The 25,800-nt window shown below is 62.5% G+C and carries 23 protein-coding genes and 1 pseudogene; 4 read left to right on the top strand and 20 right to left on the bottom strand.

Going from position 1 to position 25,800, the window contains the following annotated elements; translation table 11 throughout:
- Positions 1 to 56: 56 nt before the first annotated feature.
- Positions 57 to 1,430: pseudogene (locus ACQKP2_RS17740) on the bottom strand (copper oxidase); the annotation flags it as partial.
- A gap of 186 nt (positions 1,431 to 1,616) precedes the next feature.
- Positions 1,617 to 3,065, bottom strand: a complete 1,449-nt coding sequence (locus ACQKP2_RS17735; protein WP_427578239.1) for a sensor histidine kinase — start codon at positions 3,063 to 3,065, stop codon at positions 1,617 to 1,619.
- 291 nt (positions 3,066 to 3,356) lie between these two features.
- On the opposite strand from ACQKP2_RS17735, the gene ACQKP2_RS17730 reads away from it, so the two are divergent.
- The 4 genes from ACQKP2_RS17730 (at position 3,357) to ACQKP2_RS17715 (ending at position 8,989) form a co-directional block, all read left to right on the top strand.
- On the top strand, positions 3,357 to 4,703 hold the full coding sequence (locus ACQKP2_RS17730; RefSeq protein ID WP_427578238.1) for a hypothetical protein: 1,347 nt from the start codon (positions 3,357 to 3,359) through the stop codon (positions 4,701 to 4,703).
- Between the two features lie 35 nt (positions 4,704 to 4,738).
- Positions 4,739 to 6,991, top strand: a complete 2,253-nt coding sequence (locus tag ACQKP2_RS17725) for an Ig-like domain-containing protein (protein ID WP_427578236.1) — start codon at positions 4,739 to 4,741, stop codon at positions 6,989 to 6,991.
- A 61-nt stretch (positions 6,992 to 7,052) separates the two neighbouring features.
- Positions 7,053 to 7,514 (top strand): curlin, encoded by a 462-nt coding sequence (locus ACQKP2_RS17720; RefSeq protein ID WP_427578235.1) that lies wholly within the window; start codon positions 7,053 to 7,055, stop codon positions 7,512 to 7,514.
- A gap of 26 nt (positions 7,515 to 7,540) precedes the next feature.
- Positions 7,541 to 8,989 (top strand): curlin, encoded by a 1,449-nt coding sequence (locus ACQKP2_RS17715; protein ID WP_427578233.1) that lies wholly within the window; start codon positions 7,541 to 7,543, stop codon positions 8,987 to 8,989.
- Between the two features lie 1,108 nt (positions 8,990 to 10,097).
- Here ACQKP2_RS17715 and ACQKP2_RS17710 read toward each other — a convergent pair.
- The 18 genes from ACQKP2_RS17710 to ACQKP2_RS17625 all read right to left on the bottom strand — a co-directional run bounded on the left by ACQKP2_RS17710 (position 10,098) and on the right by ACQKP2_RS17625 (position 25,731).
- Positions 10,098 to 10,973, bottom strand: coding sequence for a CsgG/HfaB family protein (locus ACQKP2_RS17710; protein WP_427578231.1), 876 nt, complete (start codon positions 10,971 to 10,973; stop codon positions 10,098 to 10,100).
- A 31-nt stretch (positions 10,974 to 11,004) separates the two neighbouring features.
- The gene (locus ACQKP2_RS17705) at positions 11,005 to 11,424 is read right to left on the bottom strand and encodes a curli assembly protein CsgF (protein ID WP_427578229.1); all 420 of its coding nucleotides are present in this window, start codon (positions 11,422 to 11,424) and stop codon (positions 11,005 to 11,007) included.
- The gene (gene csgE / locus ACQKP2_RS17700) at positions 11,421 to 11,810 is read right to left on the bottom strand and encodes a curli production assembly/transport protein CsgE (protein WP_427578228.1); all 390 of its coding nucleotides are present in this window, start codon (positions 11,808 to 11,810) and stop codon (positions 11,421 to 11,423) included. The genes ACQKP2_RS17705 and csgE overlap by 4 nt, the downstream gene beginning before the upstream one ends.
- A complete protein-coding gene (locus ACQKP2_RS17695) occupies positions 11,807 to 12,346 on the bottom strand; it encodes a type II secretion system protein (protein WP_427578242.1) in 540 nt (179 codons plus the stop codon). The genes csgE and ACQKP2_RS17695 overlap by 4 nt, the downstream gene beginning before the upstream one ends.
- Positions 12,321 to 12,695 (bottom strand): type II secretion system protein, encoded by a 375-nt coding sequence (locus ACQKP2_RS17690; protein WP_427578227.1) that lies wholly within the window; start codon positions 12,693 to 12,695, stop codon positions 12,321 to 12,323. The genes ACQKP2_RS17695 and ACQKP2_RS17690 overlap by 26 nt, the downstream gene beginning before the upstream one ends.
- A gap of 4 nt (positions 12,696 to 12,699) precedes the next feature.
- Positions 12,700 to 13,173, bottom strand: a complete 474-nt coding sequence (locus ACQKP2_RS17685) for a type II secretion system protein (protein ID WP_427578225.1) — start codon at positions 13,171 to 13,173, stop codon at positions 12,700 to 12,702.
- Positions 13,174 to 13,175: 2 nt separating this feature from the next.
- Positions 13,176 to 15,035, bottom strand: a complete 1,860-nt coding sequence (locus ACQKP2_RS17680) for a secretin N-terminal domain-containing protein (RefSeq protein WP_427578223.1) — start codon at positions 15,033 to 15,035, stop codon at positions 13,176 to 13,178.
- The gene (locus ACQKP2_RS17675; RefSeq protein WP_427578222.1) at positions 15,032 to 15,550 is read right to left on the bottom strand and encodes a hypothetical protein; all 519 of its coding nucleotides are present in this window, start codon (positions 15,548 to 15,550) and stop codon (positions 15,032 to 15,034) included. Before ACQKP2_RS17675 ends, ACQKP2_RS17680 begins: the two co-directional genes overlap by 4 nt.
- Positions 15,550 to 16,098, bottom strand: coding sequence for a GspMb/PilO family protein (locus tag ACQKP2_RS17670; protein ID WP_427578221.1), 549 nt, complete (start codon positions 16,096 to 16,098; stop codon positions 15,550 to 15,552). Before ACQKP2_RS17670 ends, ACQKP2_RS17675 begins: the two co-directional genes overlap by 1 nt.
- Positions 16,085 to 16,630 (bottom strand): PilN domain-containing protein, encoded by a 546-nt coding sequence (locus tag ACQKP2_RS17665; RefSeq protein WP_427578220.1) that lies wholly within the window; start codon positions 16,628 to 16,630, stop codon positions 16,085 to 16,087. The genes ACQKP2_RS17670 and ACQKP2_RS17665 overlap by 14 nt, the downstream gene beginning before the upstream one ends.
- 1 nt (position 16,631) lies before the next feature.
- Positions 16,632 to 17,435, bottom strand: coding sequence for a hypothetical protein (locus ACQKP2_RS17660; RefSeq protein ID WP_427578218.1), 804 nt, complete (start codon positions 17,433 to 17,435; stop codon positions 16,632 to 16,634).
- Positions 17,416 to 19,122 (bottom strand): GspE/PulE family protein, encoded by a 1,707-nt coding sequence (locus tag ACQKP2_RS17655; protein WP_427578217.1) that lies wholly within the window; start codon positions 19,120 to 19,122, stop codon positions 17,416 to 17,418. The genes ACQKP2_RS17660 and ACQKP2_RS17655 overlap by 20 nt, the downstream gene beginning before the upstream one ends.
- Before the next feature lie 84 nt (positions 19,123 to 19,206).
- A complete protein-coding gene (locus ACQKP2_RS17650) occupies positions 19,207 to 19,737 on the bottom strand; it encodes a response regulator (RefSeq protein WP_427578216.1) in 531 nt (176 codons plus the stop codon).
- 222 nt (positions 19,738 to 19,959) lie between these two features.
- Complete coding sequence (locus ACQKP2_RS17645) at positions 19,960 to 20,913, bottom strand: peptidylprolyl isomerase (RefSeq protein ID WP_427578215.1); 954 nt, start codon at positions 20,911 to 20,913, stop codon at positions 19,960 to 19,962.
- Positions 20,914 to 20,926: 13 nt separating this feature from the next.
- On the bottom strand, positions 20,927 to 22,477 hold the full coding sequence (locus ACQKP2_RS17640) for an ABC transporter substrate-binding protein (protein WP_427578213.1): 1,551 nt from the start codon (positions 22,475 to 22,477) through the stop codon (positions 20,927 to 20,929).
- Between the two features lie 9 nt (positions 22,478 to 22,486).
- Entirely contained in the window at positions 22,487 to 23,116 is a 630-nt protein-coding gene (locus ACQKP2_RS17635; RefSeq protein ID WP_427578212.1) for an SCO family protein, read from the bottom strand.
- Positions 23,113 to 23,766 carry an SCO family protein gene (locus ACQKP2_RS17630; protein ID WP_427578210.1) on the bottom strand — a complete coding sequence of 218 codons (654 nt, stop codon included), beginning with the start codon at positions 23,764 to 23,766 and terminating at the stop codon, positions 23,113 to 23,115. Before ACQKP2_RS17630 ends, ACQKP2_RS17635 begins: the two co-directional genes overlap by 4 nt.
- Before the next feature lie 12 nt (positions 23,767 to 23,778).
- The gene (locus ACQKP2_RS17625; RefSeq protein ID WP_427578209.1) at positions 23,779 to 25,731 is read right to left on the bottom strand and encodes a YncE family protein; all 1,953 of its coding nucleotides are present in this window, start codon (positions 25,729 to 25,731) and stop codon (positions 23,779 to 23,781) included.
- Between the last annotated feature and the right edge of the window lie 69 nt (positions 25,732 to 25,800).

Raw genomic sequence — 25,800 nt, 5'->3', positions numbered from 1 at the left:
GGTTAGCCTGGTACTCGCCGGTTGCGATTCGCAAACCAGCGTAGAGCTGAAAACCTGTAGTAGTTCATCATCGCCGCGTTGCCCTTGTAGACGTTCTGCGCGGTGAAATCGAGCATGTGGTCATGGAACCAGTGGGTACTCATGGTTTCGCGCCAGTCGCCGCGAATCTTGATGGTGCCGTGGTCGCACGTCTTGAGGCCCGGACTTCCATCGTTGGTCCACAGGGTTTCACCCGGCGCGCAAGGGAATGCCGCCCGAGGATCGCTTGCGGTGGTATTGATGGTGTCGTAGCCGGCCAACTGGATCGGCCAGCGATAGTCGTAGTACTGCCCCGGAAAGAAGAATGCGTTGGCATAGCCGTCGCTTTCCGCCGGCGCATGGCCGTTGTGCTCGTGGGTGGTGATGGTGTGCAAACCGAAGCCCATGTTGGCCGACGGGTCGATGGGCAGGCCGTTGTAGTGACGCATCAACACCGGTTGACCGTAGCGCACCATCAACAACTTGGGCGGGAAGGTGCCGTCGAACGTCCACAGCGAATTGTGGTTCTGTATCGGGAAGTTGGGGTGGAAACGTGGACCGACGCCTTTGGAGGTGCCGTCCGTTGCCGTTATGCCCGCCACGTTGTGGTACAGGCCGCCCGGGCCGAATTCGCCCACGGCATAGTGGTGCATCTGCACGTTGTCACGCACACCGCCATTGAGCCGGGCACCTGTCTGCACGGTCTTGTAGGCGTTTTGCGGATAGAACTCGTTCCAGCGCTGATGGGACCAGCCTTTTCCTGGTGGACGACCCTCGGCGGACGCGCCGATGTGCCGGTTGAGGAACTGTTCGATCTGCGCCTGCCAGGGGTTGCGATCGACCGTGTTGGAATACTGGCTGGGAAACGGCGTCAGCCCCGGTTGGCGCAAGAACTGATCGAGCGCTGCACTGGGCGGCGCGCTGCGGGCCACGCTGGTAGGGTCCTGTTGCGGCAACGGGCCGATGGCCGCCGCCGGAAACGGCAGCGGTGCTGGCGGTGTGGTGGGGTCGAGTTTTTCCGGTCCGAACTCCTCGAACAGCATCAGTTGCTGGGTAAAGGGCTGCGCACCGTACAGCGGGCTCGGCTTGCCATTGGTGGGGTAGTTGAAACTGGTTTGTGCGGCGGGTGGCAGTATGTTTTCCACCCGTGTGGTATCGCGTGTGCCTTTGACGCCGTCAGGCAAATCGAAGGAATCTTCGTTGGCCTCCGGCATGGTCAAAATGGCGTTCAGCGCCGCTGGTTCGTCAGCGGGCTCGTCCTGGTAAGCCGAAGGATCGGTAGGTTCTGGCTGTCGTTCGTCATCGATGGGGCTGGCGCGCAGTGTCGCTGTGCCCAGCGCCATCGTCAGCAGGACACCCAAGGGTGCTATCAGTCCTAACCGTTTGAAGTTGTACCGCGCTTTTCTGTCCATCACCAGCCGCCTCGTAGTCGTGAAGGGGGTGATGGTGGTTTTGCAAATCCCTCGCCAAATTTGTAACCGCTTTATACAAAAGTATTAACACCCACCAAAACAATGGCTTATCAACATCAATGTGCCATGACCGGGGAAAACGACTGGGGAATGACACCCGCTAACGGGGATAGTTCATCCCCATTTTCAGGGGACCAACATAAACGACAAACGGACACGGGTGCCCTCGCCTTCACGGCTGTCCAGTGCCACCGCACCGCCGAAACGCTCCATGATCCGTTTCACCAGCACCAGCCCGACACCGAGCCCGCCTTGCTTGGTGGTGAAGAAGGGACGGAAGGCCATGCGCCGCTGCTCCTCGCTCATGCCCTTGCCGGTGTCGCTGATCACCGCACTGATGCGCTGGGCGCCGTTGGGCTCCAGTGCAACGGTCAAGGTTCCGCCCTCGTCCATGGCTTCCAGTGCATTGGCCACCAGGCTGTTGAGGATTTGCGTCAACTGTATCGACTGACTCATGACCATCGGCGTCTCCTTGGGCTCGAAGACCACGCTGATCCCGGCCTTGGCGATTTGCAGCTCGAAGGCCATCAGGCTGTCATGCACTGCCGCCACCAGGTTGACCGATTCGGCCTCGTCGGTCAGAGGCCGCAACGATTGCAGCAACTCACGTACCCACTTCGACATGCGGTCGACCTGGCCGATGATGTCATTGATGTTCTTGTGTGCCGGGCCGTCGTCGAACTCCAGCGCCAGTTCGGCGCTTGAGCGAATGGTCGCCAGGGGATTGCGCAGGCTGTGGGCCACCGCCGACGACACTTCACCCAGGGCGACGAACGTTTCATTGGTGATCAGCTGCTTTTGCTGGTTCGCCAGCAGGATCGCCGCACGCCGCACGATCCAGTACAGCCCCAGGTAAATCAGCCCGCCGCCCAGGGCCGTGGCCAGCCAGATCAACACCAGGCCGCGCTCCATGCGATTGATCAGGTCTTGCGGCTCTTTATAGATCTCGACCATGGCCGTGACGTTTTTGCCGTCGGCGTCGAACAGCGGAATGTAGTTTTCTATGAAGATGTATTCCGGTGGCGTGACGAACTTCTGCTCCATCCGTGTCTTGTCCACATTGTGATAGCTGGCCGACACCGGGATCTTGTTGTTGAAGGCCTGGTCGAGGTCTTCGTCGGCGTGGATGGTCGTGCCCATCAGCGCCGGATTGGTCGACCAGATCACCATGCGATCGGGTGCATAGATGTTGGCCAGGATCACGTCCGGCAAGTGTTCGATGTGGTCGAGAAATTCGCCACGGGCGTTGGCGCGGGCCAGTGGATCGACGTCGTTAAATTCCCGGTCCTTGCGCGGATCGAGCAGCTCGCCCATGGTCCGCACATTGGGTATCGCCACGTGGCGCACCTCGGCGGCAGCAATCGCCTGAATGAACTGCGAGGTCAGCAACGCATCGCGTTGAATGCTTTCGGTAATCACGAACCTGGTCGACACCGCGCCGAGCGCCACCGCCACCGTGCCGATCACCGCCATGCTGATCAGCGAAAACCAGCGCAACAGGTTGAACGGTTGTTTGCGCGTGCTCAGGCGAATATCGCCCTTCTCTACCGGAAGTTTTTTTGCAAGCGTGATCATGTAAGCGTTCCCATACAATCCCTTAAGGTTTATAGCCCACCGCTGGCAGTTTGCCCGACTACGGGTCGATTTCCCCCCCACCTTCCCCCACCCCGCCCGCTTGCCCCACCTACCCCCAATCCTGGGGAAAAAGGCCCTATCCCGTTTTTGGGTGATGGCCAGCGGCCGCCTGGCAAACGCCTGTGGACCGGGCATTTGAGAAACATTTCCAATGATTGGCATGGGAGTTGCCGAAGACCTGCCAACTGACCCGCATCCCTAGGGGCAGGTACTTTGATAGAGGGAATACTCATGCACCCTTTACTGTCCAAAACCACGATCGCCCTGATCGTGAGTGCGCTGGCCCAAGGCGCTGCGCAGGCCGCGCTGTTTGCTGTAGACCCCGGCGCCTATGTGCCTGCCAACGGTAATTTCGCCGCCTGGTATCAAGACACCCACGGTCGTACCCTTGACTTGTGCCTGTCAAAGGCTGTCAGTTCCAGGGTTGCCGGCGCACCCGGCGCACCGGCCTACATGTGCCTTTTGAATCCGAGTCCCGGCATTTTCGATGACACTCTTGCCATTGCTTTCCCGGGCAATTTTCCCGATGAAGCGTTCTGGTTCACCGGCGACGGTTCCATCGTCGATGCCGCACGGGGCATCGACCTGACCTATGTCAGCGCCGTAGAAGCGGCCTTCAGCGGAGGCGATCCACTGGAAGGCGACCAAATCAGTTTCGCCCGGATCCGTATCCGGGTCGACGTCCCCACCGCCGGTACGTATGTCATCACCCACCCCTACGGCGTGGACGTATTCAACGTCGACACCCCCGGGCGCAAGGCGATCAACATGACCCGCGACATCGGCATTGGCGCGCCCAAAACCTATGACGGCGCGCTCAAAGGTGATGTCGGCCCATTCCTGCGCAGCCTCAACGGCCCTTACACCGAGACCAACCCGGCCAACGGTGCGGTCGAGCAATTCGTTGGCGATCCGAACCTGGAAGAAGCCTTCACCGGCAGTCCGTTCAACACCAATTTCATCCGTATCGAAGGCCCTGGCGGCATTGATCTGCGCACGACGGTGATGGCCATTTCCGGCAAGTTGTCGACGGTGGCACGCCCTACCCCGATCATCGCCGAGCGCAGCACTTACTCGCGCAAGGCCGGTTCAGGTGCACCTGTAGCCCAGCAGGACGTGTTCGTCATGGCCCCGCCGCCACCGGCCAGCGTGACCCTGACCAGCAACAGCCCGGTGTTGAACCTCAGCGAAGCGGACACCACCGGCCACTGGTACGCCCAGTCCGCCACCAACCCGACGTTGCCGAGCACCTTGCAGGTGACTGCCGACAACCACCTGGCCATCCCCACCAGCTCGCCGACCACGGTGCCTATGCCGCTGACCGACCTGGTGGTGATTTCCCAGGCTGAATACAACCTGCATACCGGGCAACTCACCGTCGTGGCCTCCACCAGTGATGAAACGTCGCCGCCCGTGCTCACCGTCACCTCCGGCACGGGTGTCGCCATCGGCGCCCTGAGCGGCGACGGCGCGGTGAAATCGCTGACGACCGGCATCTCGCCGATTCCACCGGCCAAGGTTCAGGTGACGTCATCCAATGGCGGCACCGACACCGAAGAAGTGGTCATTGTGCAATGAACGCACTCATGCCCAGATCCGCATCAGGAGGCACTATGAACAAGTGGCCACGCTTTGCGCTCAACGCGCTCGGGCTGACTATCTCGCTCTCCGGCAGTGCGTTCGCGCAACTCGCCGCCGTCGACACTGGCCCCTACACCTTTGCCACGGGGAAATTCCCCATGTGGTATCAAGACACCAACCTGCTCTCGCTGGAACTGTGCCAATCAAAGGCCACCAGTTCGCGGGTAGCTGGCGCTCCCGGCGCTCCCGCCTACATGTGCATCCTGAACCCGGAACCCGGGGTCTTCGACGACACCCAGCCGATCGTGTTCCCGGATAACTGGCCACCGGAAGCGTTCTGGTTCCTGGCTGAAACCAACATCCCCAACAACGCCGCCGGCTATGGCGTGGATGCCTACGTGGCCGGGATCGAGGCGGCTTTCGCTTCGGAAAACCCCATCGATGGCGATCAGCAGAGCTTCGCGCGGATTCGCATGCGGGTGAACATTCCCATCGCCGGGACCTACAAAATCACCCATCCGTATGGTGTGGAAACGGTGACCGTTACCACGCCAGGTCGTCGGGCGATCAACATCACCCGCGACGTCGGCATCGGCGCACCGGGCAATTTCAGCGGCGCACTCGCCGGCGCGGTCGGGCCATTCCTGCGCGCCAACGGTGGGCCTTACACCGAACTGAACCCGGACACCGGCGCCATCGATACCTTCATCGGCGACCCGAACGTCCCCGCTACGGTCACCGGCGGCCTCAACGGCAACAACCTCCTGATGATCGAGGGGCCGGCGGGGACCATCCAGACCAACCTCTTTACCGTCTCCGGCAAAATCCTCGACAGCCGCGCGCAAACGCCAGTGGAAATCGGCCGCGCCACTTACCGCCGTACCTCTTCGGGGCCAGGCACCAGCAGTACCCAGGTAGAGGTCTTCGGCAAAGCGGCCAATGGCTCCAGCGTGTGCTTCCGCGAATCGGTGGCACTGGTGCCCGGACCACCACCAACGCCTTGCCTGACCGCCATGGTTGGCGACCCCAATGGCCAGTACTTCGCCCAGCGCCTGGTCGGCGCCAACGTGCCACCCGTGGTGGTGGTTACCGCCTCGGATCCGACCAACGTCACCCGGCCAACGGCGGTGTCGAGCAAGGTCTCCGACGTGGTGAAAATCCAGACCGCTCGCTACAACTGGAGCAACCACAGCCTGCTGATCGAAGCCAGGTCCACCGATGAAGTAGTGGTACCGGACATGGTTGCCCAGGGCTTCGGCCGGCTGACCAAATCCGGCACGCTGCAGACCCTGACGGTTGCCGACCTGCCGCAGCCACCGGCCACCGTCACCATCAAGTCCGCCGCGGGCGGTAACGACACCGAAGCGGTCGTGGTCGTCGGCACCGCACCGGACACCGGTGAGAACCAGGCACCAATTGCCGTTGCCGACACCGGCAGCACCAGCTTCGGCGTGCCGATCACCCTCAACCTGCTGGCCAACGATCACGACCCGGACGGCAACACACCACTGACCATCACCGCGCTGACTCAACCGGCCACCGGCCAGGGCACCGTGGCGTTGAACGGGACCACTACCGTGGTCTACACCCCACCAGCGGTGGTCAACGCACCACTGACCACGACCTTCACTTACAAGGCGCAAGACGCCAAAGGCCTGGCCTCGACCACGGCAGCGACCGTGACCATCACCGTGGCACCCAACCAGGCGCCAACGGCCGTCGCCGATGCCGCCACGACCCTGGGTGTGGCCATCCCCATCAACGTGCTGGCCAACGACACCGATCCGGAAGGCAACGTGCCGCTCGCAGTCGCCAGCTTCACCCAACCACCGGCAGGTCGCGGCACCGTCAGCAGTAACGGCACGGTCCTGACCTACACCCCACCGGCCACCGTGACCACGGCCTTCACCACGACCTTCACCTACTTCGCCCGGGACAGCTTCGGCGCTGTGTCGACGTCGCCGGCCACGGTCACGGTGCAAGTCTCGCCACGGCCTGCCGCCGAAACCTTCACGGTGACCACGGCCACGGTGTCGGCCCGCTCCAACAACCGCTTCACCTGGGACTTTGCAGGGACCTCTTCGGTGACGACCGGCAACACCATCACCATCCAGGTCAGCACCCCGACCGGGCTGCAAACCCTGGGTACCACCACGGTACCGGCGACCGGTCGCTGGCGGCTGACGGTGAACAACACCACCACCGTGGTGCCTTCGGCCAACCCGACCGCCACCATCACCTCGTCCCAGGGCACCGTACGCACCGTGTCGGTGATCTCCAACTGAGCCGCCGCCCCATTGACTCGCCGAGTTGATGGGGCTGCCCTCAACCCAAAAGGACAACGCCATGAAAACGCCGACCGCCGCCCTGCTCTGCCTGCTCCTGCTTTGCAGCAGCGCAGGCGTGCGCGCCGACGATTTGATGGACAACGATGACCTGGCGCCCGGCGCCGATCTGGGTGAGCTGCCACCGCCGGTGGGCCAGCATGCCCTGATCGACCAGAACGGCCAGGCCAACATCGCACTAGTGCAACAGAACGGCCAGTCACTGCTCGGCCAGATCGTGCAGTCAGGCAGCAATCAGGAAGCCTACATCCTGCAACAAGGCACCGACCTGATGGCCTGGATCAACCAGCAAGGTTCCGGCAACGCCGCGTCAATCAACCAGAGCGGCAGCCACAACCGCGCGCAGATTACCCAGAACGGCAATAACAACGACGCCAGCATTGTCCAGGCAGGCTCGGGTCAAACAAGCTCCGTGACCCAGGCCGGCAACGGAATGAGCGTATCGGTTACCCAATATCGCTAAAGCACTGCACCACTTGGAGGTTCACCATGTTCAAACTGACGCCCATCACCGCCGCCATCCTGGTCGTGGTCAGTGCCCATGCATTGGCCAATGACAGCGAATCGACCCAAAGCCAGTACGGCACGGCCAACATTGCCGACGTGAAACAGACCGCGGCCCCATTCAGCACCGTCACTCAAACGCAATACGGCCAGGGCAACGACGCTGCCGCCGTGCAGGACACCGCCAGCACCACCATCACCCAGACCCAGTCCGGCGACTACAACGCAGGCTACGCCGAGCAACTGTTCGAAGAAGGCAGCACCATCACCCAGACCCAGAACGGCAGTATGAACACCGCCCACGCCAGCCAGTCGATCGGCGTCGGCGCCAGCGAAGCCCTGCAACATCAGGAAGGCACCGGCAACTTCTCGTTCGTCTACCAGGACAGTCAGGACGGCACCGCCGGCAAGACCTACCAATATGGCGACAACAACGAAGCCAACATCGAACAGATCCAGCTCGGCGTCGACAACCACGCCACGATCATCCAGTACGGCACCGCCAACTACGGCACGGCCGAGCAGATCAACCAGACAGGTGGCCAGATCAACATCAACCAGTCCGGCAGCACCAACTATGCCTACGGTGACCAGCGCGATGGCGAAGGCAGCCACCTGACCATCAACCAGTACGGCGACAACAACGGCAGCGAAGTCTGGCAGGACACGCAAGTCGCCAGCCAGGCCACCGTTAACCAGAACGGGATGAGCAACGAAACCATCATTGACCAGAGCTTCGGTGACCATAACGTCGCCACGGTGTTCCAGGCCGGCGACCTCAACGCCATCTACGCCGACCAGTTCGAATCCCTGGGCTCCACCGTCACGCTGAACCAGACCGGCACCGGCAACGTGCACTTCACCTACCAGACCGGCGACAGCCATGTACTGAACGCCACCTCCACAGGTAACGACAACAAGGTCTACGCCAGCAACTGGAAAGGCCCGCAAAAAGGCGGTCAGTTCGGCAGCAACCAAACCGCCAACGTCACCCAGAACGGCAACGGCAACACCGCCAACTTCACCCAGAACAACGTCGGCCATGTCATGACCACCAAGCAGACCGGCTACGGCAACAAAACCACCGTCACCCAGTCCGACAACTACAACGAGCTGTACTTCGACCAGAACGGCAGCGACAACATCCTCATCGCCGACCAGCGCGGCACCACCAACCTGGCCCAGGGCAGCAGCAACGGCAACGGCAACAGCACCGACTTCAAACAGGACGGTACTGGCAACCAGGCCTACACCGCACAGCTCTACGGCGACGACAACATGATCACCATCAAACAGGCCGACACCATGAACGTGGCCTACGTCACCCAGGGCGGTACCGGCAACATTGCCAACGTCGACCAGAGCGGCATGACCCAGACGGCCAGCATCCAACAGTTCGGCGACGCCAACCAGGCGACCGTCATGCAGAAATAATCGGGAGGCATGAAAAAGCCGCGGCCCTTGGGGAGGGTCGCGGTTTTTTTATGCGGGCACAGATCGTTCCCACGCTCTGCGTGGGAATGCCGCAACGGACGCTCCGCGTTCGGCTCTGGAGGGGACGCAGAGCGTCCCAGGTTGCATTCCCACGCAGAGCGTGGGAACGATCATCGAGGTGGCGACTGTACGCGGGTTAGCAGACCAGGAATCAAGGAACCCGGCGCACCGAAGTGCCCCACGCACAGCCACCATGACGCAGACCTGCCTGCACGACACACAGACTGTTCTAAAGGTGACACTGGCGAACCTTGAAATTGACTGGGCTGCTAAACCCGATCGCTGAATTGGCAGCGACCCGGTAACGATAGAGTCGGGGGTCCAAGGCGCACAAGCCGGCGGATTCTGGCGTAGTTGTAGGCCGCGACGCAAGGCGATGTAGCTTGCAGGAAAAAACGTTAAACGCCTTTAAACAACAGCCCCAAGCCACCACAGAACCCCTATGTGGGAGCGAGCCTGCTCGCGATGGCGTAGTGTCAGCCAACCTCAATGTTGAATGCGCAACCGTAATCGTCGGAACGCCGCCCGGAGCCGGCTCGCTCCCGCATCTTTGGGCGCAGACCCACATTGTAGGAGCCAGCGGTGCGGCGATCCGACTTGCCGGCGAAGACATATCTGGAGGCGCCTTCGCCGGCAAGCCGTGCTCCTACAGGGGAATGAGTACATCCGAAAAATCAGGTCGGCCGGTAGGCTGCCATCGCTGGCAAGCCAGCTCCCACATTTTTTGGGCGCAACCCCACATTGTAGGAGCCAGGCTTGCCGGCGAAGGCGTATCTGGAGGCGCCTTCGCCGGCAAGCCTGGCTCCTACAGTGGACCGAGTACATCCGCAAATTACGGGCCAGCTTCTAGGCCGCCATCGCGAGCAGGCTCGCTCCCACATTTGGATGGGGCACATCCGCAAAATGCGGGTCGGCTATCAGGCCGCCATCGCTGGCAAGCCAGCTCCCACACTGGACCGAGTACATTCGCGAAAATCAGGTCGGCTGTCAGGCCGCCTTCGCCGGCAAGTCGTGCTCCTGCAAAGGCCAGGGCCCGAAGGCCTCCCGCTCAATGGCCAGGCGCAGCATCCTCACCCTCGGGCACCACGCGATTCTGCGTCAGGTACCGATCCAGCGTCTCACCGCTGGCCGCCGAGTTATCCCCGGCCACCTGCCACAAGCGCCGCTCGATCCCCTGCGCCAGCAGATGCCCCACCGCCGCCTCGATGGCCGACAGCACACACAGTTGCGCCGGTTCGTTGGTGGTATAGCCGACCTCGGCTTCCAGCAGCTTCTTGAACTCGATGAACTTGAACACCCCGGCGCTGCGGCCCACAGAGTAGATGGTCTTGCTGGTCATCACGTTGGCCAGCACCTGACCGCTGCGTACATCCACCGCCCGCAGGTTCACGGTGACCTGGTCCACGCGGTACTCGCGGGAGATGTCGATGCCCAGGTAACGTGCCCCTTCCCCGCCGCTGCGCACGTTGGTGTCGTAGGCGATGATCCCGCCCTCGAGCATCATGTTCGCCGCTTGCAGCGGTGGCAGCTCACCCTGGATGTTCACCGGGGTATTGGGTTTCTTTTGCGAGGCGCGGATGATCTTGCGCTCGGTCAGAAGGTTCTGCAGCCCTTCGCGTTCGAGCACCACGAACCAGCCGCTGGCCTGCATGGCGTCCATCAGCATGCTCGCCGCGCCCTGGGTGACGCTGGTGGAGAAGGAGCTGGCCGGGGTCGGCTTGTACTGTCCGGTCTGGTCACGGAAGCCGTACACCACCGCCATCAACCGGCCCTTGGGTCGTGGCATGTTCAGCAAGTCGTAGTAGGTCGAGGCCCTGGGTGTCAGGGTCGGAATCGCGGTGTCCTGCTCGGCCGGCATCGGCTCGCGCAAACCGCAACCTTGCAATGTCGCCAACATCAGCCCTAGCGCAATTATTTTTTTCATGTCCTTGACTCCCCATCGACCCAAAACCCCATCAAGGAGTCAGGCCATTGACCTTGATTTCCGAAAGCTCACCACTCGCCCGGTCTGTCACTTGAATCGTCAATTGCCCTGAGTCGTCGACGACGTTGACGATAAAAGCATCGGTGGAAAGGCTTCCTGTGTTGCCCGTGTTGATGTTGTCCAGCAATTGCCCCAGCAATCTCGATTGCAGCTGACTGGTGAAGCGCTCCAGCGCCGAAGTCCCGGCTGCCGTTGTGCGGTTTTTCAAGTCGGGATCATCGAAGTCGTTCTGTGCCTGGGCATTGTTGAGCAACCAGGTGCCGTTCAACGGGTTGCCGCCGAACGATGGGTTGATGGGCGTGTAGACCAGCTCGGTGGCTTGCACCAACCCGCCGCCGACCAGGCCGAGCAGGCAAAACCCCGTGCACTGCAAGAACGTTTTCTTTTTCATAGTTCGTCCCTCTCAAGGTCCGTGGTGTCCTGCAGCAAGGTCTCCAGCTTGCGCTGGACAATTTGCCCGCGTACCCAGTCGGCGGCGTCGTAAGCCTCGTCCTTGAGTTCCACGGTGTTCGGCGGCAGGAAACGCCGATAAACCAAACGTTGCTGATATTCCACTGTGACCAGGCTGCCCCAGCGAGCCGAAGGTCGTTCGCGCACCACCAGGTTGAAATCCATGGGGCTGGTGGCGCGCAGCCGTTCACTGAACGAGTAGTAAAAGTCGTGGCCGATGTGCGAAATGGTGTCGTCGATGATGAAACCGAGCATTTCGTCCTCCTCTGCGGCCCAGGATGCAGAGGTGCTCAGCACCAGGATCAACGCCAGGCAGAAGCGGTTCATGGCTGCAACGCCTGCGGCAGTTGTGACTGGCCTTTGGGCGGGCCTGCCGGGCCATCGAGAAAGGCTTTTTCGGCAACGAACTGCCAGTCCTTGTAGCTGGCCATGCCGTTGAAGTCCGACCACTGGGCGGGGAAGTTCGCCTGTTTGAGCGGCTTGTCCGTGGACGGGCTGCTGACACCGCTGATACGTCCGTCGGTACCGCGCACCAGGAACCATTCACCGCCGCCGATCGGGTCCGGATACAGCTGGCGGATATGATGCTTGGCACTTGGAAAACGCTCGTCCTGCAACAGGTCGGCCAGCTCCTTGGGGTACTGGGCCAGGCCGGGCGAGCTGCGGTAGTAGCTGCGCAATGCCTGGGCGTACTGGGTGCCGACCCACAGCAGTTGGCGCTCGCGGTCACGGCGCGCGGCGGTGGCCCACAACTCGCCCGCGCTGGCCAGGCCCATGCCCATCACGATGATCAGAAACAGCACACCCAGGTAGGTGAAGCCGTCTTCGCCCGAGGGCTTACCACTCGGAATACAGGCTGCCATCATGCGCCCTCCCTGTGGCACCGCTTTTCACATCGGCCACCCCGCCGGCCACGCCCTCTGGGGGGGCCACCATGACCCAGCTGTCCTTGCGCTCGGCAATCGGGTCCATGGGCTGGTTGCGCAGGTAGCGCAGTTCGACCAGTTGTTCCAGTGAGTCGGGATAGCGCCCGGTGTCGCCGTAGTAGTGATCCAGCGCTTCGCGCATCGCCGACAGGCTCTGGCGCAACGTGGTCTCCTTGGAAGCCTCCAGGCTGTTGAAGTAGCGCGGCAAGGCGATGGTCATCAGGGTCGCGATGATTGCCATGACCACCATCAGTTCCAGCAGGGTAAACCCCTTTTCCCGGCGCATAGTCTCACCACTCCCGGTACGCGATGCCGTTGAGGCCTTTGCCGCGGGCCTTGGAGTAAACGTCGAAGACGTCCTCGCCCTCCCGCGGGTTTTCAGCCGAGCTGTCGTAGGAACGCAGGCCCCAGCCACCTTCGTCGTCACGCTTGACCGCCGCCAGCGGGTCATGGGGCACGCGCCGCAGGAAATAGAACTTGGCGCCCTTGGCACTGCGCACATCGCGCACGCCGTCGACCAGCACTTTCAGGTTCGGCGGGTAGCCGCTGCTGTCGAGCGTCTTCTCGATATAGCCGGCGTCGAAAGCGCGCTTGTAGGCATCGATGGCATCGCGGATCTGGTACAGCGCGGTGCGCAGTTCCTGCTCTTTGCCACGGCGCACCACGGTCTCGGTCAGCGGCGCGGCCATGCTGGCCAGCAGGCCGATCAGGGCCAGCGTCACCACGACTTCGATCAAGGTGAAACCGCGTTGCGAGGCGTTCATGATCAAGGCTTCCCGACAGTGATTTCGGTGGTCGTGCCGTTGGCGGCAACTGGCCGATTGGCGACAACCGGCGGATTGATGGGCTCGGGCTCCACTGCTCCGATCAATCGGCGGTCCGGCGCCTGGATGTGCATGCTGGTTTCGGTGCCGGTGGAGAACTCCATGTCCGATGGGCTCTGGTACGGCAGGTTGCGCACGATCCGCGGGGTGATCGACAGCACCAGCTCGGATTTGCTGACGTCGTCCTTGTTGCTGCCGAACAGGCGGCCCAGGCCGGGAATGTCGCCAAGGCCCGGGATCTTGTTGCCGCTGGCGCCGTGGTCGTTGCGCACCAGCCCTGCCAGGATCTGGGTTTCGCCATCATGCAGACGCAAGGTGGTCTGGGCGTTGCGGGTATCGACCTGGACCGGAATGGTGCCCTGAGCGGTCGGCTGCAGCGGCGTAGCGTTACTGACTTCCAGGGCGACCTTGATCGCCACTTCGTTGTTCAGGTGCACGGTGGGCTGCACCTCCAGTTTCAAACCGACATCCAGATAAGTCACGCTTTCGGTGATCACCGGTCCCTGGGTGGAAGGCACCGAGGTGGCGCTGATGATCGGTACGCGCTGACCGATGTGGATACGCGCCTGTTCGCGGTTGCTGACCCGGATGACGGGGCTGGCCAGGGTGTTGATGTCCTTGTCCTGGGCGTTGATCTTGGCCTGTGGCGAAGGGTTGATGGTGATGCGGCTGGAGTCGATGCCCTTGAGTTGATCGAGCAGCGTCACTGGCGAGCCATCACTGTTGACCACGCCGAAGGTATTGGGCCATTGCAGGCCGAGGTCGAGAATGCGCTGGCGGGCGACTTCCATCACTTCTACTTCCAGCACCACTTCAGGGTTGGACTGGTCTTGAGATTGCAGCAGTTTTTCGGCCATGCGCACGGCGTCGCCGGTGTCGCGCATGGTCAGGGTGTTGAGGCGCTCGTCGACAAACACGTCGCGGGTCTTGAGCATGGTCTTGATCATGTTCAGCGCGGTGTTGGCATCAATGCTGGTCAGGTAGAAGGTGCGCATCACCAGTTCCTGATAGTCCTTGAGCTTCTGCGGCGAGTCCGGGTAGATCAGCAAGGTGTTTTCGTTCACCACTTTCTGGTGCAACTGGTTCTGTTGCAGCAGCAATTCCACGGCGTCCTCGATGCGCACGTCACGCACGAAGATGGTGGCTTTCATGTCCGGGCGCAGATCCTTGTCGAAGATGAAGTTCAGGCCGGCCACCTGCGACAGCACTTCGAAGATGGTCTTGAGGTTGGCGTCGCGAAATTCCAGGGTCACCGGTTTGTCCAGGCGGGTACGCAACTGCGGATAAGGAATCACGTTGCGGCTCTGCACCAGGCGGATGTTGCCTTGCAGCTCCTGGGCGCCTTCGTTGTTCGGGTCCAGTTCGAGGATCTGCCGCACCTGGCGATCGGCACCGTTGATGTCACCGCGACGCAGGTCGCCGCGGGCCAGTTCGAGTTTTTCATCGAGGCTGCGCATGTGGTCGAGCTGGCGCAGCGCGTCCTGGGCGCGGCGGTTGTTCGGCTCGATATTCAGCACCCGGCCATAGGCCAGGCGGGCCGAAGGGAAATCGCGCTGGGTGCGAGCCATGTCGCCCTGGGTCAACAGGGCCGTTACCGCACGGGCACGCGTGCTGTTGAGCAAGATATGCAAATCGGTGTCGCGAGGGTTTTCCCGCAGGCCTTCCTGGATCCGGGACAGGCCGGCTTCGTACTGGCCTGATTCAATCAGGGTGGACGCTTCATCCTTGGCAATTTGCGCCGAAGTACACGCGGCCAGCCCTGCACAAATGCAAATGCTCAACAGCAAACGTGATGTGTTCATTGCGCGCTCCCCACAGACAACGTCTGGGACATATGCAGAGGCAGATAGACCAGGCTCAGCTCCATGTCGGAAATCCGCTCGATCTTCCAGGTTTCGTCGATGACATCCCCCTTGCGCACGACGTATATTTTTTCGCCGTTCTGCAAAAACACTTGCAGATCGGAACGGTCATCCATCCTGCCGATGAACTGGAACGGCATCGGAGGGACCGTGGGGGCTTGCACTACCGGTGTGACGTTGACCGCTTGTTCGGTGACGCTGGCCAGGGTCGGCGCCGCTTTCCAGCTGCGGGCGGCGAACAGATCGCCCGCCGGGCCCAGGTCCTTGATTGCCGCAGGTGCGGCACCGGCCTTGGTGGCCGGCAGCGTGCCGCTGCTCTTGTCTTTGGCGGGCGCGACCACGGCGACCGCTTCGGTGTCGGTGTCGTCGGCTTTTTTGAAGTATTCGGGCAACCAGGTCAGCGCCGCGGACACACCGAGGAACGCTACCCAACCCATGACACGTTTATTGTTCATCATGACCTCGACAGGTAAAGGGTCATGCGGATCCGGCCGTTGAGGTCGGTGTCGGCGATCTTCTTGCGCTGCAACTCCACGTCCTCCAGCACCACCGCCGGCAACTGGCCGAGCAAGGCGTGCAGGAAGCGCCGCAGTTGCGGGTAGCTGCCGCGCACCGGCAGCAGAATCTGATAGCGGGCCAGGTGCGTCTTGGGATCGATGCCCAGCGAATATTCGCCCCGGGCCAGGGTGATGCGTTCCTGGGCGGCCAGTGCGTAGATCTTGTCGATGGCCACCGTGGCCTGGGGCTGGGCCGGCAGTTTGCTGCGGAAGTCGTCGAGCTGACGCTGTGGCACCACCGGAGGTGCCACCGTGCCGTCTTCGACCTTGGCCAGGTACTCGCTGGCTTCGCGGGTCTGCTGGCTCAGTTGCTGCAGCGATTGCCAGTCCGGCAACAGCCCGACCAGGCCATAGCTCAGCGCCAGCACCAGCAGGGCCACCCCTGCCAGGCCGGGCACGCCCAGGCTTTGCAGGTATTCGCGCACGATCAATTTAGGGATTTGCATCGCCGATCTCCCAGGTAGCCGACAGGTTGAACTGCACCGGGTGTTCCGGCACGTTGGCGACGATTTCGTGACTGAGCAGCGAGACGTCGGACAGCTCGTCGGTGGCCTCCAGACGACGGTGGAAGTCGAGCATGGCGTCCAGGTCCCGCGCCTCGGCCGTGATGCGCACCTGGCCCTTGCGTGCATCGGGGGTCAGGGACAGCAGCGCAATGTTGTCGCGCGGCATGGCTTCGAGGGTGGCGAACAGGCGCTCCCACGGACGGCGCAGTTGCTGCGAGACCTTGCGCATTTCGGCCAGGTTCTGTGCCTGCTCGCGGGTTTGCGCCGGCGTCAGGCTGACCTTGACGCCGCTGTCGCCGGTGAGCACTCGCTGAGTGGTTTGCAGATGACCTTGCTGCAGTTCGGCCTCGTCACTGAGGTGCTGTGCAAGTGCGATGCAGGTCAGCGCCAGTACCACGCCACCGGCCAGCAGGCTCCAGCCCAGTGGCGTGGAGCGGCGGCGTGGCTGAAAGTCGAGCATCAGGGCGCGCATGTCAGGCCACCGCCCGGGACATGACGTACAGGCAATCGTGTACGGCTGTCCGGTCCTCTTCGAGGGTCCTCAGGTGCACACCCGGCACGTCGGGGTGCGATTCGATGCGCGCCGGGGCGTGCAGGTAAACATTGAGCGGCCGCTCGCTGGTGGAAGCCTGCAACTGGCATTCGCGGCCGATCAGCGCGGTCAGTGCGGCATCGCTGTCACTGCCGCCCACAGAACGCACGGTGGTCCAGCGCCCCTGCCGCGCCACCAGCAACACGCTGCGTACCGGTTCGGCAACCACGAACAGGAAATCCCCGGCGTCGAAACTCTTGTCGAAATGATTGAACGCAGTCATCAGGTACGGCTGCACCGAGCGCAGGCGCAGTCCGCGACCGCTGGCCACCGCCCGCAGGCGTTCGAGCAGATCCTGTGGCAGAGCCGTGGCGACCCGGTCGTAGCCGGCCGGTTCGGCCGAGAGCACCAGGCTCCAGGGCTGGTTCGGAGCACCGTACAGGTCTTCGAAGCACAGCTGGGCGAAGCCCTGCAATTCGTCGGGGCTGCTGATCTGGTCGCTCCAGGGCACCAGGCAAAAACGGCTGAAGTGGCCGGAGATCACCACGGTCAACTCCGAGCCGGCGCGGGCATGTTCGCCCAGCAGGCGATCGAGGGTTTCCAGGGCCACGGTCCAGGCCAGAAAGCCTTCATCGATGAAGCCGACGCTGCCCAGCCACAGGGTTTGACTGCCCTGGCGCTGGCCGAGGCCGACACCACTGGCGCCGAGGACGGCGACATAACGCTCACGAGATAAAAGTGACACGATTGATCTCCTCGAGAGTGGTCCGGCCTTGTTGCACCAGTTCCAGCGCGGATTCGCGCAGCAGGCGCAAGCCACGTTTGCAGGCGTGGGCCTTGATTTTCGAAATCGGATGGCGCTCGACGATCATTTGCCGCAGCTCGTCGTCCAGATGAAGCAGTTCGGCGATGGCGCTGCGCCCGCGGTAACCGGTGCCGCGGCACAGGCCGCAGCCCTTGCCATGGACGAAGTGGTAGTGCGCGACCTGATGCGGATCGAGCCCCGAGGTTTCCAGCTCTTCTTCGCTCGGGGTGTAGGGCGTGCTGCAACCGCTGCACACCAGGCGGATCAGGCGCTGGGCCAGTACCGCATTGAGCGCGGACACCAGGCTGTAGGGATCGATTTCCATCTGGGTGAAACGGCCGATCACATCGAACACGTTGTTGGCGTGGATGGTGGTGAACACCAGGTGGCCGGTGAGTGCCGATTGCACGGCAATCTGTGCGGTGTCGGGGTCGCGGATTTCACCCACCATGATTTTGTCGGGGTCATGGCGCAGGATCGAGCGCAGGCCACGGGCGAAGGTCAGGCCTTTCTTCTCATTGACTGGAATTTGCAGCACGCCGGGCAGTTGATATTCGACCGGGTCTTCGATGGTGATGATCTTGTCCACGCCGTGGTTGATCTCGGTGATCATCGCGTACAGCGTGGTGGTCTTGCCGCTGCCGGTGGGGCCGGTGACCAGCACCATGCCGTAGGGTTCGGCGGCCAGGCGCCGCAACTGGCGCAGGGTTTCCTCTTCGAACCCCAGGGCCTGCAACTGCACGCCACAGACCTTGTCGGCCAGGTCCTGCTTGTCGAGCACCCGCAGCACCGCGTCTTCGCCGAAAATGCTCGGCATGATCGATACCCGAAAGTCGATCTGCCGGCCGCTGATGCCGATCTTGAAGCGACCGTCCTGGGGCACGCGCTTCTCGCCGATGTCCAGTTCGGCCATGACCTTGACCCGCGAAATCACCTGTTCGGCGAACTCGTTGCCCTGGATTTTGCTGATGTTGTTGAGCACGCCGTCGATGCGGTACTTGATCACCAGGCCACTGCCGGTGGTGCCCAGGTGAATATCGCTGGCATGCATTTTCAGGGCGTCGTACAGGGTCGAGTTGACCAGTTTGACCACCACGCTCGAGTCTTCGCTGATGCTGGTCAGCGACAGGCTTTGCAGGGTGTCGGATTCGGTATTGGCGTCGGACTGGGCGTTGAGCGACTCGACCGCGTGGAAGCTCTCTTCGTGGCGCGCCAGGTAGGCCTTGAGGTCGTCGGCATGCACCAGGTACAACGGCGCGCCGTGCAGGCAATCGTCGATCCAGGACAGTCGCGCCGTGTCGAAGGGGTCGGCAAACACGCCGATGACCGCGTCGCCGTGACGCAGCAGGATGAATTCACGCTTGAGGCATTGGGCCAGGGTGACCCGGTCGAATACCGGAGTGGCCTGGAACAGGCTGTCGGTGTCGAGCACCGGATAATGCAGGGTGGCGCCCAGGCACTGGATAAAGGGCATCGGGGCCAGTTCGCACAGTTCCCCCAGGGCTTGCAGGACCCGCTCGCCGGAGGTGGCGGCCAGGGAACGCGCCTGGGCTAATTGCTCACTGGAAAACCGGGTGGGAACACAGTCAAGCGGCGCTGCATCGACGACAAGGGATAGACGGTCCATGGCTTGCTCTCCAACGCCCGGGGCTTTGAGCCCTGTCGGCGCGGCGAGCAATTGCGGCGGGTGCCGGAACGTCTTGTCGCGCCATTACTCCCCGGTGAGCAATTGTTCGTCGTCTGGCGCTTTGGAGGCCGAACTTCGCCGGCGATCCGCAAGCACCCAACTACCGTCGTACAACTGCAGCGGGAAACTTTCGGTCCTGCTCTGGCGTCGCTCGACAAAACCTTCGGAACTGTTCACACCTGCTTTGGGTTCGCGCTGCATCCCCAGAAGGTCACACACTGCACGGGCCAGTTCCGCCATCGGAAACGGTTTGAACAGGATATGGCTGACTCCCAGTTGCCGGGCCCTTTCGCAGACTTCTGCGGTGGGGTGCCCTGTGATCAGCACAAAATGACACTTCCTGTTCTGGCGGACGGCATCGAGCACCTGAAAGCCTTCCATATCGGGCAAGCGGTAATCGAACACCATCACGTCGGGTGAAAAACTTTCGGCTTCGCCGATCGCTGTTTCACCGTTGTGAGCAATCCGGACTTCCAGCGCTTGCGCCTGCAGGTAACCCTGAAGGTTTTCCGCCAGCAGCTGTTCGTCTTCGACAACCAGTACTTTGTTTAACAAGGTGGACTCCTTGAAACCGCAGGTCCGAATACCGAGCCTGATGGAGTGCGCGCCTTACTACCTCTAACGCACACTTCATGCCAGGCTGAGCGCCGGTCGTTTTAATGCTTCATGTCCTTGAATTTAAAAACAATGCCTTTTCGTCCACATGCTGCCTCCCCCAAAATCGGGGAAAGTGGAACGGATTTGCATTGAAGCTTTCCCCCACTGTTGGGGAATCGCTCAATCGTCGGCAATCCGTTCGATCCTATTGCTGGAACGCAGTTGAGCCAGCGCCTGCAGACGAGCCTGAACCTGTTTCTGTCGGGCAAGGTACGCCCGAACCATCTCAAGTCCCTGATCCTCTGTGACATCGGCTGCCTCCATTCGGTTCTGCAAGTAAATCAAATGCCATCCCACCGCCGTGCGCACCGGCTCGCTGACCGCCCCCGGCGCCAGGGCAAAGGCCGCCGCATCGAACTCCGGCAGCATGCGCCCCCGTGGAAAGTAGCCCAGATCGCCGCCTTCGCTGGCCGACGCATCTTCGGAGCCGCTACGGGCCACGCTGGCAAAGTCGGCACCGTTAATGATGCGCGAACGCATTTCTTCCAATCGTAGTCTCGCGGATGTAACAGTGGAAGCCTCCGCACCCTGAGGCACCTTGATCAGGATATGCCTGACCTGAATCTGTTCGGGACGGTTCATTTCGGCGCGGTGCTCTTCGAAAAAGGCCCGGACCTGTTTTTCGTCCGGCTCGCCGACCTGGGTGAGTTCGGCGAACACCTGCCGGGCCGCCAGGTCACGGCGGGTGTACTCGATGTAACCGGCCTCGTCGAAACCGGCGTCTTCCAGGCGCCGGGCGAAAGCCTGCGCGCCGCCCATGGCCTGGCGGGTCTGATCCACCTGGCTTTGCACCGTGTCATCGCTGATCACTACCCCACGCCGGACGGCCTCCTGCCACAGCAGCTCCTTGTCGATCAGGGCGTCCAGCGCCGCCTTGCGCAACTGTTTGTAGGCGCTGGGGCTGCGGATGCTGGCAACCGCCCGGCCCTGATCCTCCAGGTATTCGGCGAAATAGCGCTCAAGACGCAGTTGGGAGATGTCCTGGCCGTTGACCCGCGCCGCCACGGGTCCATTGCTGCAGAACGCCACGGGTACCCACAAGGTCAACAGCATCAGCACCGTGTTGAGTCTCATCTTCAGCCTCCGCTCAGGGCATGGCGGTAATGGGTTTATAGGGTGCCACCAGGTAAAAGCGCTGGTCGGGCAAATCGACCGTCACCACGTGAGCCCCACTGAGGCCCAGGCGACGACCCGGGCCGAAGCTGATCAACGGGGTCAGGCCGGTATCGAAGTCATGCAGGCCCTCCAGGGCATTGACCAGTTTTTCGCGGCTGGCGTCCCGACCGGCCTGCTTCATGCCTTCGCTGAGCAGCATCATCGAACTGAACGCACCGACCTGCAGAACCGCGTGCTCGCCACCAAGGCGCTGGCGTTCACGCAACTGGGTCAGGGCCAGACGCCCGGCCAGCGTCCAGTCGCTGGGCACGAACGGATAGGCCAGGAACACCCGCCGGGAAAATCCGCTGGGCACCTGGAACAGATCCCCCGCCACCTGATTCGAGGCGGCAAACAGATACGGCACCTGCCCTGCCGTTTGCAAACGCTCGGCCAGTCGGCTGAAGCCGTTGCTGCTGCCCAGGTAGAACACCGAGCGCGAGCCCAAAGGCAACTCGTCCTGCGCCGATTGATAGGTTTGCAGGCGTACCTGCTTCCAGGCGTTGTCTTGCAGGTAGCGCGCGAGTTTCTCCGCGGCCAGCCGCTGGCCGGGCTCGTCGGGGTAGGCGATCAGGGTCGGTCCCGGCAGGACCCGCAGGCTGGTGGCGGCGTAGTCGGCCAGGGCGATCATCTGCTCGGGCAACCCCGGCAGCGGCTCGAAAATCTGCCGACTGAGCTGGGCGCTGCCCTGCAACGACAGCGGGCCGATCAAGGGCACGCCGGCCTGCTCAAGGCGTGACGCCAGCAACCCGTCGATGGCCGGTGCCAGCGGTGCGATCAGGGCGAACACTTGCTCCTGTTCGATCAGCTGGTTCAACGCCCGCTCGGCACTGGCGCGGTCCGGCCCCGGGTCGAGGATGGTCAGGCGCAGTTGCCGACCATGAATGCCGCCCGCCTCGTTGATCCGTGCCACACAGCCTCTGAGCACTGCCGCCACCGTCATGCCCTCTTCTCTCAACACGCCGCTGCCCGGCAACAGGGTGCCCAGGTGCAACGTATCGGGGGTGAGGCCCGGATCGCGATCATCGGCCAGGCGCTTGAGGTAGGCGGTGAGGTTGCGCTGATCGTTCATCGACAGCACGAAGCGCGGCATCGCCGAATCGAGCCGATTGTTGCCCGGGTCGCGCCCCTCCTGCACCGCCCGGGCAAACGTCGCCTCGGTATAGGCCGGGTAGGTGCGCCCGTTGATCTGCTGCTGGCCGTAGGTGCTGGTCAGACGGGACCAGGTCAGGTCCGGTGGTCGCACCCCGCCCTCGGGGCGCCCCAGGCCATCGGCACCGTGACAATTGGCACAGGGCAGGCTGCTGGCCGGCAGCAGCGTATCCGCAGCGCCGATGCGCGCCATGATCGACTCACCGCTGGCCGACACGCCCTCGCGGTACAGCCGCTTACCGGCACTTTCGCTGGGGGTCAGGCTCAGCGCCTGGGCCGTGAAGCTTGTGGCACCCAGGATAAGCAGGCCGAGGATAAGGGCGTTTTTCATGGTGCAGTCTCAGCGCCCGGCCACAGGCATTGTCAGCAACTGCAAGCGCTGGGCAATGGCGGCGGCCGGGGCATCGGGACGGATTTTGCTCCAGCGTTTGTTGGCCACATCCCCGACAATCAGCTGGGTCGAATGTTGCTCGGGAGTGGGCACGATCTGGCCGATACGACCCAGGACCAGATCCATTTGTGCCTTGTCGCCGGTAAGAAAAAGCCAGTGCGGGCCATCGACGCCCTGCTTCAAGGTGTAAGCCTTGAGGACCGCCGGCGTGTCGCGCAGCGGATCACTGGTAAGGGAAATAAAGGTCACGCCATCCGCCTTGTCGCCCAGAACCTCGCGCACTTGCTTGAGTTTTTGGGTGATCAACGGGCAGGCATCGGTACAACTGGTGAAAATCACATTGAGCAACACCACGCGGTTTTGCAGCGCATCACTGTAGAAACGCAGGGTGTTGCCGTTCTGGTCCTGCAACGGGGTATCGGTGAACCAGGTTCTGGCATCGTGGGTGCCGCCTGCCGGCTGCGCCGCGACTGCCGACTCCGCAGCAGGTGCTCCTTGCTCATGGCCCTCATGGGCAAACGCCACCGCACTGAAAATGCAGAAGCAGATGCTCAGGGCGATCCAGTCGATGGCTCTCATGGCTGTTGCTCCATGGCGATGGCGGTGTGCTTGGCGTGGGCGTTGCGCTGGCCGCTGAGCTTCTCGACTTCACGGCTGAGCACCGCCGGGTCGGTGAAACCGTAGTAGCGTGTCCAGTGGCGACTGTTGCCGTCACCGACCAGGATCAGCGGCTGGTGATTCTTGAAGTCGCCGCTGAAGCTGCCGAGGCCCTTGAGGGTTTCGTTGACCGATTGCGGGGAACCGGTGAGCCAGCTCCAGCCCGGACCGTTCTGGAAGGTACGGGCATAGTCGTTCAGGCGCTTGGCGTCATCGCGTTGCGGGTCGATGCTGATCGACACCAGTTGCACCTCGTTGCCCACCCGCGCGCCCAGCTGTTTCTGCACCTTGCCCATGATCGACGAGACCACCGGGCAGACCGTGGTGCAACTGGTGTAGATGAAGCTCATGACCACGATCTTGTTGGCCACCAGGTCTTTTTCCAGGCGCACGGTCTTGCCGTTCTGGTCCACCAGCGCCACGTCGGCGAACTTGACCTGGGTACTCTCGGAGCTCGCGCCCTTGGCTGGCATATGCCCGGCATGTTCATCCGCCGAGTGAGCCAGCGCCTGGCCGACGCCAACGGCCAGCAGGCAGAGTGTCAGCAGTCCACGATGTGCGAATCGGTTCATGTCGATGTCCTCTCAAGGGGCTTCGCCGGGCAGTACCCGGACGCTGGCAAATGTCTGGTCGTCGAACGTCGCGCCCAGGGACGCCGCACGCACGTGCAGGTACCAGGCGCCTTTCTGGTCGAGGGTCAGCGGGGCCTCGTACACGCCATTGCCGACCTCCCGCGCGGCGACTTCCTGAGGCCTGGAGGTGGGTGCCAGGAAGTAACGCACCTGAACGTCCTTGACCCCGCTGCGCTGCTGCTTCTGCTTGCCCTGCACAATGCGAAAGCGCACCACGTAGGGACTGCCCAGGGCGGCGGTGGACGTGTCGAGCATGAACTCCACTTTTGGCGTGCCGAGCGGTTGCGCAGCGCTGGTGTTGGCTTCAACCAGGGTGCTGAAGCAATGGATGATGTTCGGCTGGTTGAGCAGGAACGCCACGTCAAAGCGCCCGGCCGGCGGCAGTTTGATCCGCGCGCTGTACAACCCCGGCTCGACTTCGCGCAGGCTGCGGTCGATCACCAGCGCCGCCCGCGCCACCTGCCCCCGGTTGGGGTAGCCGGACATCGGCGCGTTCATGCCTTCGGCGTAGAAGTAGGTGGTGTTGTCCACCGGGTTGACCACAAACACCGCGTTGTCGTCGCGCGATACCGCCAGGCTCGACGCCAGCGGCAGGTCACCGGCCAGCCTGGGTGGCTGCGGCCCGGCTTCGAACCCCTGGCTGATGGGCGTGCGCCCCTCGCCCAGCGACGACAGGTTGATCATCGTCACCTTGGGCGATGCCAACCCGCGCACATAGGCATAGGCCTTGGTGAACACCACTTGATAAGGCTCGGTGGATACGTCCAGCTCATGGATCAGCGAGTCGGTGGCCGCGTCGATCACCGCTGCCTGGTTCTCCAGGGTATTGAGCACGATGCCGAAACGGCCGTCGGCGCTGAAACCCATCGGGCCGAGCCCCTGTTTCATTTTGATCACCCGCCGCACCGACTGGCTGGCGGCGTCGACCACGGTCACCGTGCCGTCCTTGCCGTCAGCCACATACACCGCCCCGGACAGCGGCGAGTACGCCACCGACAGCGGGTGCGAGCCGGTCTTGAGCTGTTTGATCAGGGTCAGGCTGGCGATATCGATGATGCTCAGGGTGCCGTCGTCGCGGTTGCTGACAAAGGCAAAACGGCTGTCCTTGCTGAAGGCGATTTCGTGGTGGCCGCCACCGGTGGCCAGGTGCTTGAGGGTTTTGAAGCTGCGGGTATCGATCACCGTGACCCCGGACTGCTCGGTCGCTTTGGCGTTGTTGCCGACCCACAACAGGCGTTCGTCCGGTTGCAGCGCAACGCGTACCGGGTTGCTGCCGGCCGCTACCGAATCGAGCAGTTTGAATTGTTCGGTGTCGATCACCGCGACCTCATTGGCCGTTGGCATCGACACGAATACGCGTTTGTTGTCGCGCGGGGTGACCCAGTCCATCGGTGCCTGCTTGATATCGATCCGGGCCATGGTGCTGGTGATTCCCCCCACCGACACTGAGGGATCGACCACCGAAACGCTGGCATCGCGGTTCATCACCAGCACGAAGTAACTGTTGAGATCGAGCAGCGGCCGCGCGCCGATGTTCGACTTGAGGAAAACCCCCACCCGCGCCTTGCAGCTCTGTTCGCGGCCCTGGGCCTTGTCGGCAGCCAGGGTTTCGGGGTCCAGCCAGGCGCCGGGGGCGACACCCGACAGCGGCTGGCCCGAGGCCTTGTCGGTGACGCGGAACTGCACATCGGCGAACTCGCCTTCACGCAACACGCCGTCGCCGGACAGCGGTTTGACCTCCAGGACCACCGACACACCATCGCGCTCAAGGGTCTGTCCGCTCCAGGTGTCGGGCATTGCAATCTCGCTGAGCATGTCCGGTGGCGACGTGCGCCAGACACCCAGCCAGATCAGCGCCACACCAAGAACCAGTGCGCACGTGGCAATTTTGATGGTCCTGTTCATTCCACATCTCCCCTTCAGATCTCTGCCTGCCTCACTTCCCACAGCAATACGGCCCTTGTGGGAGCGAGC

This window comes from Pseudomonas sp. NPDC089569, from assembly GCF_050280625.1.
Lineage (GTDB): Bacteria > Pseudomonadota > Gammaproteobacteria > Pseudomonadales > Pseudomonadaceae > Aquipseudomonas.
This window is presented reverse-complemented; position numbering and strand designations above follow the sequence as displayed.

Excerpts from the sequence above, each read along its gene's own strand:
- ACQKP2_RS17735 (WP_427578239.1), bottom strand. The coding sequence starts at position 3,065 with ATGATCACGCTTGCAAAAAAACTTCCGGTAGAGAAGGGCGATATTCGC.
- ACQKP2_RS17730 (WP_427578238.1), top strand. The coding sequence starts at position 3,357 with ATGCACCCTTTACTGTCCAAAACCACGATCGCCCTGATCGTGAGTGCG.
- ACQKP2_RS17725 (WP_427578236.1), top strand. The coding sequence starts at position 4,739 with ATGAACAAGTGGCCACGCTTTGCGCTCAACGCGCTCGGGCTGACTATC.
- ACQKP2_RS17720 (WP_427578235.1), top strand. The coding sequence starts at position 7,053 with ATGAAAACGCCGACCGCCGCCCTGCTCTGCCTGCTCCTGCTTTGCAGC.
- ACQKP2_RS17715 (WP_427578233.1), top strand. The coding sequence starts at position 7,541 with ATGTTCAAACTGACGCCCATCACCGCCGCCATCCTGGTCGTGGTCAGT.
- ACQKP2_RS17710 (WP_427578231.1), bottom strand. The coding sequence starts at position 10,973 with ATGAAAAAAATAATTGCGCTAGGGCTGATGTTGGCGACATTGCAAGGT.
- ACQKP2_RS17705 (WP_427578229.1), bottom strand. The coding sequence starts at position 11,424 with ATGAAAAAGAAAACGTTCTTGCAGTGCACGGGGTTTTGCCTGCTCGGC.
- csgE (WP_427578228.1), bottom strand. The coding sequence starts at position 11,810 with ATGAACCGCTTCTGCCTGGCGTTGATCCTGGTGCTGAGCACCTCTGCA.
- ACQKP2_RS17695 (WP_427578242.1), bottom strand. The coding sequence starts at position 12,346 with ATGGCAGCCTGTATTCCGAGTGGTAAGCCCTCGGGCGAAGACGGCTTC.
- ACQKP2_RS17690 (WP_427578227.1), bottom strand. The coding sequence starts at position 12,695 with ATGCGCCGGGAAAAGGGGTTTACCCTGCTGGAACTGATGGTGGTCATG.
- ACQKP2_RS17685 (WP_427578225.1), bottom strand. The coding sequence starts at position 13,173 with ATGAACGCCTCGCAACGCGGTTTCACCTTGATCGAAGTCGTGGTGACG.
- ACQKP2_RS17680 (WP_427578223.1), bottom strand. The coding sequence starts at position 15,035 with ATGAACACATCACGTTTGCTGTTGAGCATTTGCATTTGTGCAGGGCTG.
- ACQKP2_RS17675 (WP_427578222.1), bottom strand. The coding sequence starts at position 15,550 with ATGAACAATAAACGTGTCATGGGTTGGGTAGCGTTCCTCGGTGTGTCC.
- ACQKP2_RS17670 (WP_427578221.1), bottom strand. The coding sequence starts at position 16,098 with ATGCAAATCCCTAAATTGATCGTGCGCGAATACCTGCAAAGCCTGGGC.
- ACQKP2_RS17665 (WP_427578220.1), bottom strand. The coding sequence starts at position 16,630 with ATGCGCGCCCTGATGCTCGACTTTCAGCCACGCCGCCGCTCCACGCCA.
- ACQKP2_RS17655 (WP_427578217.1), bottom strand. The coding sequence starts at position 19,122 with ATGGACCGTCTATCCCTTGTCGTCGATGCAGCGCCGCTTGACTGTGTT.
- ACQKP2_RS17645 (WP_427578215.1), bottom strand. The coding sequence starts at position 20,913 with ATGAGACTCAACACGGTGCTGATGCTGTTGACCTTGTGGGTACCCGTG.
- ACQKP2_RS17640 (WP_427578213.1), bottom strand. The coding sequence starts at position 22,477 with ATGAAAAACGCCCTTATCCTCGGCCTGCTTATCCTGGGTGCCACAAGC.
- ACQKP2_RS17635 (WP_427578212.1), bottom strand. The coding sequence starts at position 23,116 with ATGAGAGCCATCGACTGGATCGCCCTGAGCATCTGCTTCTGCATTTTC.
- ACQKP2_RS17630 (WP_427578210.1), bottom strand. The coding sequence starts at position 23,766 with ATGAACCGATTCGCACATCGTGGACTGCTGACACTCTGCCTGCTGGCC.
- ACQKP2_RS17625 (WP_427578209.1), bottom strand. The coding sequence starts at position 25,731 with ATGAACAGGACCATCAAAATTGCCACGTGCGCACTGGTTCTTGGTGTG.